This window comes from Asanoa sp. NPDC050611 (assembly GCF_040654855.1).
Lineage (GTDB): Bacteria > Actinomycetota > Actinomycetes > Mycobacteriales > Micromonosporaceae > Asanoa.
This window is the reverse complement of sequence record NZ_JBFAIU010000657.1, coordinates 1-1,736: the sequence shown is the minus strand read 5'-3', so window position 1 is coordinate 1,736 and position 1,736 is coordinate 1. Positions and strand designations below refer to the sequence as shown.

The following is a 1,736-nucleotide window of genomic DNA, read 5'->3' as shown; positions in this document are numbered from 1 at the left end:
GCCGAGCACCAGTTCTTCGGCGACCCCGTCGACCGCCTGCTGCGCAACGAGTTCCACCTGATCATCGGCCCGCCCGTGCGCCGGCCGGCGAGGCAGTAGGGCCGCGGGGCGGGCATTACCGCGCCGGGCACGGCCGGTGAGACGACTGCGGCTGCGCGAGCGGGCGGCGCGGGCGGCGCGGGGGGCGCGGGCGGCGCGGGCGGCGCGGCCGCAGCCACGCGCGGGAACGACGGAACGTCGCCATCCAGCGGCTGACCGGACGATCCCGCCTCGCCATCCAGCAGATGGCCCGTCGATCGAGCCACCGAGCATGGCCCGACTGAAGCAGCCAACCAAGAATGGCCCTGCTGAAACAGCCGGGCAAACGGGCTGACACGGATGGTCCGAGTCCCGCTGAAATGACGAGACAGCCCACCCACAGCGGGCATGACCGGCACTGCCCGCACGTCACCCCGAAGCGCAACCAGCACGGAATTCGCACAGCGGCGCCCAGCCAATGGACTGTGACCCACGGCCCGGCATCGGAGTCGACCAGCGGCGACTGGGTCAGGGCTGGGGAGGATGTCGTGCGCCGGAGCATTGAGCGGGGTGTGCGTTTAGCGCAGGCGCACGACATCCTCTCCAGCCCTAGACCGCAACCAAGCAAGAACCGCTACTGCAGCGTCAACTTGACCGGGTTACTCGTCTTGGTGGCCAGACGACCGAACACCTGATACTCACCAGCGGCCGGGATAGGGCCGTCGGCCAGGTTGTCGGCGCACTTGCTGACGTCGTGACCGTTCCAGTCGACCCGGTACTCGCGCTCGAAGTTCGGGGTGAAGGGCTGGACGTCGCTGCCCTTGACGTTGCCGCAGGTGTCCGACGACCAGACCTTGGCGGCGCCCTTCTTGATGTAGAGCTCCTGCTGGTCCGCACCCACGTCACGGCTGCAGGTGCGCTTGCCCGTGTTCTTGATCCGCAACCGGATCGCGATCGTCGAGCCGCGCTGTGCCGACGTTGCCTCGGGCACCGGGGTGATCAGCATTTCCGCGTCGGTGCACGAGCCGTCGTCCGGCGGCGGTGCCGCCTCGCCCGTGCGCGGCGCCGGGTTGGAAGCCGGCGGCTCCGAGGTGGGCTCCTCTTCCGGCGGGTCCGTGTGCGGGCGCAGGATCGACTCGCCGGTCGTCGGCGCGGCGGCCGGCGCGCTGCTCGCCCCGCCCTTGCCGTTGCCGACCGAGCTCGCGTCGCCGCCTGAGCACGACTGCACAACAAGGAAAATGACGACCACGGCAGCGCCAAGCACGATCGCCCGACGCCGCCAGTAGACGGCGGGTGGCAGGGGGCCAACCGTCAGTCGCATGATGGGATCACCGTATCGGTACGCGCCGTTCCAACCATTGCGACGCGCCGCGCCACATCATGCCTCCGAACAGACGTTCACAGATAGACCTTGCGCTGATACAGCGCGTGCGCGCCGGCCACCCGGTCGAGGAACAGCAACCCCGCACAGTGGTCGATCTCGTGTTGCAGCGCGCGGGCCTCGAAGCCGTCCGTGGTCAGGGAAACGGGCTCGCCCGTACCCGGCAGAACGCCCTCGACGACGACCCGGCTCGCGCGTTTCACGTCGCCGGTCAGGTCCGGCACCGACATGCAGCCCTCGCGGCCCGGGCGCCAGCGGGTCGCCGACACCACCGTCGCGTTGCAGAGCACGAACGTCCCGTGCAGGGTCACCGTCTTCGGGTGGCCGGTGACGTCGA

General features: G+C 69.9%; 2 protein-coding genes. Both read right to left on the bottom strand.

From position 1 onward, the window contains the following. Nucleotides 1–652: 652 nt before the first annotated feature. Nucleotides 653–1,339: a hypothetical protein gene (locus tag AB0H87_RS41540; RefSeq protein ID WP_360159293.1), complete on the bottom strand. Its 687-nt coding sequence runs from the start codon at nucleotides 1,337–1,339 to the stop codon at nucleotides 653–655. A gap of 77 nt (nucleotides 1,340–1,416) precedes the next feature. Then, the coding region (locus tag AB0H87_RS41535) for a peptide deformylase (RefSeq protein ID WP_360159290.1) at nucleotides 1,417–1,736 on the bottom strand (320 nt) is incomplete at its 5' end.